We start from the raw sequence: 6,092 nt of genomic DNA, 5'->3' as shown, positions 1-6,092 counted from the left end.
CTTGATAGTTCAATCCCCGCGGCGCTGCTCAATCGGCGCAGGGGCTCGATAGACCAACCCCCTGCGGTGCTGCTCAATCGGCGCAGGGGCTTGATAGTTCAATCCCCGCGGCGCTGCTCAATCGGCGCAGGGGCTCGATAGACCAACCCCCTGCGGTGCTGCTCAATCGGCGCAGGGGCTTGATAGATCAACCCCCGCGGCTTGATCTATCAAGCCCCGCCGGGCCGATCTATCAAGCCCCGCCGGGCTTGCTCCATCAAGATGCGCCGGGCTGATCCATATAGCCCGCCGAGCCGATCTCTCAAGCCCCGCCGGCGATTGAGGCGCGGGGTCCGGGGCGGAGCCCCGTGACCGGGGGGCGGTCGGCCATGGACATTCGCGATACCGTCGACAAGTCAACAGCGCCACCCCGGAGGGGACTTCGTGGGGATCGAGAGTGATCAGATCGTCTTCGACTACCTGAGCAAGGTCGGAGACCTGGCCCAGTCGCGGCAACTGCCGTCATCGGCCCGGATGCGCCTCGTCGCCGACCTGCGCACGGAGATCGACCGGCGCCGCGCAGCGGGTGGCGCCGAAAGCCCCGCCGCCGTGCGCAAGCTGATCGGCCGGATCGGGACACCGGACGAGATCGTCGCCGGGGCGAAGGACGGCGACGGCAGCTACGAGTTCGCGGACACGGGCGACGAGCCCGAGCAGGGCAGGGGCACACTCGGCCGGATCGTGCCGAAGGCCCGCGCACCCCGCGTACGCCGCAAGGCGGTGCGCGACGAGCCGCCCGTGGACGTGGACGTGGACGAAGGACCGGCGCCCGTGCACCTCGCGGGCACCGACGAGCTGGGCACGATCGAGGCGGCCGACTGGTGGCGTGCCGGGGGTGGCATACCGGGCACCGAGGTCGACGACGTGCCGGGGTTCGTCGGAGGCATCGAGATCCCCGACATCCTCAAGCCGCCGGGCACGGGCCGCGGCCCCGACCTCCGTAAACGCCCGATCCCCGAACCGGCCGGCGCCGAGGACGAATACGAGTACGAAGAGTACGAGGACGAGGACGACGAAGAGGCAGACGCGGAGTCCGGCTCCGCCTGGTCCCGCCGCCTCTTCCGGCCCCGCCGCACGGCAGGCCGCGTCCCCCGCGCCTCCTTCGGCCGCTCCTTCAACCAGCCCTTCCTGCTGGTCGCCGCCCTCGCCCTGGCCGTCGGCGCAGTACTCGGCAACGTCCTCGTGCTGCTGATCGGCTGGGCCGTCATCTACCTGTCGCGGCAGCTGACCCTCGGGCAGAAGAAGTGGGCGGTGTTCGGCCTGCCGGGGACCGCCGCGCTCGGCGGCCTCGTCTGGTTGTGGGGGCGTGGCGACGGGCGTTGGGGCGATCCGATCGCCGACGGCCGGCTGAGCGGCGCGCTCGACGAGACGTGGCCGTGGGTGCTTCGCTGCGCGGCGTTCGCCTCGGCGCTCTACCTGGTGTGGCGGGCACGCTCGCCCAGGCTCTAGGCCCGCACCCCGCCCCCCACCGCCTATCCCATCGCCAGATCCGACTCCAGCTCCGAAAGGATCTGCTCGGCCGCCGTGTAGCCGACGCCCTGTGCCCACAGTTCGTCGGCGACGTTGTAGACCCGGCTGTCCCGCACCGCCCTGATGCCGCGCCACTGGCCGCTCGTAGTCGCCTCAGCGACCTTGGCCAGGCCCGGATTCCCGTACGTGGACGTGAAGATGGCGTCCGCGTCCGCCCGGCCGATCTGCTCGGGCCCCACGTCGTACGAGTTCGTGATCGCGGGGCGGCCGAGGCCCACGTCGGACAGGATCGTGCCCGCGGGGGTCCGCCTGCCGGAGACGCGGATGTCGGAGCCCGCGACGAACCGGACGATGTTGACCTCGGTGCGCGCCGCCGCGCCCGCCCCGCCGATGGCCTTGGTGACGGCAGAGACGTGCTTCTTGTACTTGGCCGCGACCTGCTTCGCCCGTGCCTTCTCGCCGAGCGCGTCGGCGTGCACGAGGAAGTTCCGCTTCCACGCGGCGTCGGAGGACCCGGTGAGGACGGTCGGGGCGATGGCGCCGAGCTGTTCGTAGCGCCGGCCGTCGTGGGCCTTGTCGCCGATGATCAGGTCCGGCTTCAGCCCGGCGATCTTCTTGAGGTCGGGGCTGCCGCGCTCGCCGACCTCGGTGATGCCCTCGGTCTTCGACGTGGGCAGGTACGAGAGGAAGGGCTGCTCGGCGCCGGACCGGGTGGCTCCCACCGGCCGTATGCCGAGCGTGATCGCCGAGTCGAGCCCTGCGGTGCCCAGGACGACCACGCGCCCGGGGAGGTTCTTGACCAAGACGTCGCCCATGGCGGTGGAGACCGTATGGCTGCCGGAGGCCTTGGCGGCGGGCTTGGCGGCGCGCTCACCGTCGTCCGAGCTGCAGGCGGAGAGGGTGAGCGCGAGGGCGACGGCGGCGCCGAGGGCGAGGCGGGTGTGGTTCATGGGGGCCCATGGTGCCCCTGGGATCGGCTTCGGGGAAGCCGTCACCGTGGAGGCAGAATGATCCCCATGGCTCCTCACGAAGACCCCACGCCCACCGGCCCCACCATCGGCTTCGATCTCGACATGACGCTGATCGACTCCCGGCCCGGCATCCGCGCCACCTGGGTCGCGCTGTCCGAGGAGACCGGCATGCGGATCGACGCGGACCTGATCGTCTCGCGCCTGGGCCCGCCGCTGACCGAGGAGTTGGCCTACTGGTGCCCGCCGGAGCGGATCCCGGCGATGGCCGACCGCTACCGTGAGATGTATCCCACATACGGCATCGAGCCGACGCTGCCGATGCCGGGGGTGCGCGAGACCATCGCCGCCGTGCACGCGGCGGGCGGCCGGGCGATAGTCGTCACCGCGAAGTACGAGCCGAACGCCAAGCTGCACCTGGCGCACCTCGGCATCGAGGCGGACGCCGTCATCGGCGACCTGTGGGCCGAGGGCAAGGGCCAGGCGCTGCGCGAGCACGGCGCGAGCGTCTACGTCGGCGACCATGTCGGCGACGTACGCGGGGCACGCACCGCGGACGCCCTGTCCGTGGGCGTGACGACAGGACCGTGCGACGCCGCCGAACTGCGGGCGGCGGGCGCCGACGTGGTGCTGGAGGACCTGACCGGGTTCCCGGCCTGGCTGGCGGGTTACGTCGCCGAGCGCGCCTGACGGCGCTGCGCGGCCACACCGCGCAGCACCCCGGCCGCGGCGATGACGAACCCGACGCCCATCAGCATGCACACGGCATAGGAAATCGTCGGGAACGGGTCGGTGCCGAGGAACAGCGGCGCCATCGTGACGAGGGTGGCGATCGCCCCCACGATGAAGACGATGCCGCCGGCTTTCACGAGGCCGTCGCCGGGGCCGGTCTCGGCCACCGCGGAATTGGCTTTGGTTTTGTCACGCACCCGACCAGGGTAGTTCCCAGCGCAGAGAGACGAACACGGGCCGACCACAGACGAGTACAGACCAGCGAGCGAACACTCGGGCGACATCTTGTCACCGGGCCCGAGACCCATAGTCTTGGTGACGGCGGGTCGGGCCACGGCCCGCCGTCCTGCTACCCAGACCCGTATCCCAGCGTTTTCACCTAGTACGAGGACGAGGACTTCACGTGCCTACCGGCAAGGTCAAGTGGTTCAACAGCGAGAAGGGCTTCGGCTTCCTCTCCCGCGACGACGGCGGCGACGTCTTCGTGCATTCCTCCGTACTTCCCGCAGGCGTGGACGCCCTCAAGCCCGGCCAGCGGGTCGAGTTCGGAGTGGTCGCAGGACAGCGCGGCGATCAGGCGCTCTCGGTCACCATCCTGGACCCGACCCCCTCGATCGCGGCGGCGCAGCGCCGCAAGCCGGACGAACTGGCCTCGATCGTCCAGGACTTGACGACGCTGCTGGAGAACATCACGCCGATGCTGGAGCGCGGCCGCTACCCCGACAAGGCCGCGGGCGCGAAGATCGCCGGTCTGCTGCGGGCGGTGGCGGACCAGCTGGACGTCTGAGCCGCTACGGGAAGTTCAGCGCGTCCGGCGCGAGCGCAGGGACCAGGCCCTCCGCGGCGGCCCGGGTCAGCAGACCGCGGATCGCCGCGTAGCCGTCCTCGCCGAGGTCGGCCGTGAACTCGTTGACGTACAGGCCGATGTGCTGGTCGGCGACGCCCGGGTCCATCTCCTGCGCGTGCGCCATGACGTACGGGCGGCTGGCCTCGGGCTCGTCCCAGGCCATCCGTACCGACGTGCGCACGGCGTCCGCGTAGGAGCGCAGCGTGTCGGCGCCGAGGTCACGGCGGGCGATGATCGCGCCGAGCGGGATCGGCAGACCCGTCGTGGCCTCCCAGTGCTCGCCCATGTCGGCGAGCTTGTGCAGGCCGTAGTTCTGGTACGTGAAGCGGGCCTCGTGGATGACGAGTCCGGCGTCGATCTTGCCGTCGCGCACGGCGGGCATGATCTCGTGGAACGGCATGACGACGATCTCGCCGACGCCGCCACCGGGCACCACGTCCGCGGCCCACAGCCGGAACAGCAGATAGGCCGTGGAGGTCTCGCTCGGTACCGCGACGCGCTTGTCGGACAGGTCCACGCCCGGCTCGCGGGTGAGGACGAGGGGCCCGCAACCACGGCCGAGCGCGCCGCCGCACGGCAGCAGCGCGTAGTCGTCGAGGACGTACGGCAGGACCGCGTACGACACCTTGAGGAGCTCGTAGGCGTCCTCGCGGCGTTCGGCGACGCCGTTGGTGATGTCGATGTCGGCGAAGGTCACGTCGAGCGCGGGGGCGCCGGGGACGCGGCCGTGGGCCCAGGCGTCGAAGACGAACGTGTCGTTCGGGCAGGGCGAGAAGGCGATGCGGGTGGGCTCGGCCCCCGCTGCGATGTCGGTCATGTGTTCTTCCAACTCTCCAGTACGGGCGCGGTCTTCCCGAAGGCGGAGGCCAGTGCGGCGAGCGCGTCACCGATCCGCCAGGCGTCGCGGTCGCGGGGCCCCACGGCGTTGGAGACGGCGCGTATCTCGGCCACCGGCACACCGTGCGCGGCGGCGGCCTCCGCGACCCCGAAGCCCTCCATCGCCTCGGCCACGGCGCCGGGGTGGCGCTGCGCGAGCAGCGCCGCGCGGTCGGCGGTGCCGGTCACCGTGGAGACGGTGAGCACAGTGCCGACCATCGCGGAGGCGGCCGACGCGAGGTCCCGTACGAGGGACTCCGGGGGCGTGTGGGTGACGGTGCCGAAACCGAGGTCGGTGACGGGGACGAAGCCCTCGGCGGTCTCGGCGCCCAGGTCGGCGACGGTGATCGTGTCCGCGACCAGGACCGCGCCGGGCGCGGCCGTGAAGCCGCCGCCGATGCCGGCCGAGACGACCAGCGTGTACGGGGTGCCCGCGAGTTCGGCCCTGGTGAGCGCGGTCGCGGTGCCGGCGGCCGCCGCGGCGGGGCCGACCCCGACCGCTACGACATCGAGCGAGGGGTGGTCGTGCAGCGCGCCCGCCACCGCGTCCCGTTCGGCCGGGACGGCGGTGGCGATCAGTACGCGCGCGGGGGCTGCGGTATTCGTCAGCTGTCCTTCTCGAGCTTGAACGACCACAGGCCGTACGCCTTGGAGTTGCCGCCCGACAGGATCGTGACGGTGGTCGCCGAGCCGGAGGCGCCGTACTGCTGGTTGAAGAAGACGCTGCCGGGAACCGTGCGGTACGTCTTCTTGCTGGAGTCCGTGAGCGGCTGGCCGTTCATCAGGAGCGTCCAGCCCTTTTCGGCGATCTCCGGGTCGACGCCGAAGCGGACCGTGGCGTCCGCGTCAACCTTGATCGACTCGGCGTCCTTGTCCTTCAGGCAGCCCTGCAGCTCGGTCGGCTTCAGCGGGTCGCCGTCGTTGTAGCAGCTGGCCTCGGAGTTCACCGAGTTGCGGTCCACCGTGACGGTGGCCAGCGGAGTCGGCTTGTCGCAGGCGGACAGGACGAGCAGTCCGGCGCCGACAACACCGACGGCGGCAACGGCGCGGCGGTGGCGCGCAACAAAACGCTGGGAGGTCATAGGCGGAAGGCTATCTGGCGGCGCCGCTCCCGCTCCGAGTGGGGGAGCGGGTGTCGCGTTTGCGCCTCGAAGACACGG

8 protein-coding genes are annotated in these 6,092 nt (G+C 71.3%); 3 read left to right on the top strand and 5 right to left on the bottom strand.

Going from position 1 to position 6,092, the window contains the following annotated elements; translation table 11 throughout:
* Nucleotides 1-423 precede the first annotated feature (423 nt).
* Nucleotides 424-1,488, top strand: a complete 1,065-nt coding sequence (locus ACFYWS_RS08490; protein WP_389271250.1) for a hypothetical protein — start codon at nucleotides 424-426, stop codon at nucleotides 1,486-1,488.
* A gap of 23 nt (nucleotides 1,489-1,511) precedes the next feature.
* Here the strand turns inward: ACFYWS_RS08490 and ACFYWS_RS08485 are convergent, their stop codons facing one another.
* Nucleotides 1,512-2,459: an ABC transporter substrate-binding protein gene (locus ACFYWS_RS08485; protein ID WP_389271247.1), complete on the bottom strand. Its 948-nt coding sequence runs from the start codon at nucleotides 2,457-2,459 to the stop codon at nucleotides 1,512-1,514.
* A 57-nt stretch (nucleotides 2,460-2,516) separates the two neighbouring features.
* Here ACFYWS_RS08485 and ACFYWS_RS08480 point away from each other — a divergent pair, with 57 nt between their 5' ends.
* The gene (locus ACFYWS_RS08480; protein ID WP_389271244.1) at nucleotides 2,517-3,167 is read left to right on the top strand and encodes an HAD family hydrolase; all 651 of its coding nucleotides are present in this window, start codon (nucleotides 2,517-2,519) and stop codon (nucleotides 3,165-3,167) included.
* Here the strand turns inward: ACFYWS_RS08480 and ACFYWS_RS08475 are convergent.
* Nucleotides 3,146-3,406, bottom strand: a complete 261-nt coding sequence (locus ACFYWS_RS08475; protein WP_389271241.1) for a hypothetical protein — start codon at nucleotides 3,404-3,406, stop codon at nucleotides 3,146-3,148. The genes ACFYWS_RS08480 and ACFYWS_RS08475 overlap by 22 nt on opposite strands.
* A 206-nt stretch (nucleotides 3,407-3,612) precedes the next feature.
* On the opposite strand from ACFYWS_RS08475, the gene ACFYWS_RS08470 reads away from it, so the two are divergent.
* The gene (locus ACFYWS_RS08470) at nucleotides 3,613-3,996 is read left to right on the top strand and encodes a cold-shock protein (RefSeq protein ID WP_323179557.1); all 384 of its coding nucleotides are present in this window, start codon (nucleotides 3,613-3,615) and stop codon (nucleotides 3,994-3,996) included.
* A 4-nt stretch (nucleotides 3,997-4,000) separates the two neighbouring features.
* On the opposite strand, the gene ACFYWS_RS08465 is transcribed toward ACFYWS_RS08470, so the two are convergent.
* From ACFYWS_RS08465 to ACFYWS_RS08455, 3 genes are read right to left on the bottom strand one after another with little or no spacing between them, the layout of a single operon-like run.
* Complete coding sequence (locus ACFYWS_RS08465; protein WP_389271238.1) at nucleotides 4,001-4,873, bottom strand: 1,4-dihydroxy-6-naphthoate synthase; 873 nt, start codon at nucleotides 4,871-4,873, stop codon at nucleotides 4,001-4,003.
* Entirely contained in the window at nucleotides 4,870-5,568 is a 699-nt protein-coding gene (locus ACFYWS_RS08460; protein ID WP_389271234.1) for a futalosine hydrolase, read from the bottom strand. The genes ACFYWS_RS08465 and ACFYWS_RS08460 overlap by 4 nt, the downstream gene beginning before the upstream one ends.
* Nucleotides 5,538-6,014, bottom strand: a complete 477-nt coding sequence (locus tag ACFYWS_RS08455; protein WP_389271231.1) for a DUF2771 domain-containing protein — start codon at nucleotides 6,012-6,014, stop codon at nucleotides 5,538-5,540. Before ACFYWS_RS08455 ends, ACFYWS_RS08460 begins: the two co-directional genes overlap by 31 nt.
* Between the last annotated feature and the right edge of the window lie 78 nt (nucleotides 6,015-6,092).

The organism is Streptomyces sp. NPDC002795 (assembly GCF_042888725.1).
Lineage (GTDB): Bacteria > Actinomycetota > Actinomycetes > Streptomycetales > Streptomycetaceae > Streptomyces.
Note: the sequence above shows the minus strand (reverse complement) of the source record. Positions and strands in the feature narration are given on the sequence as shown.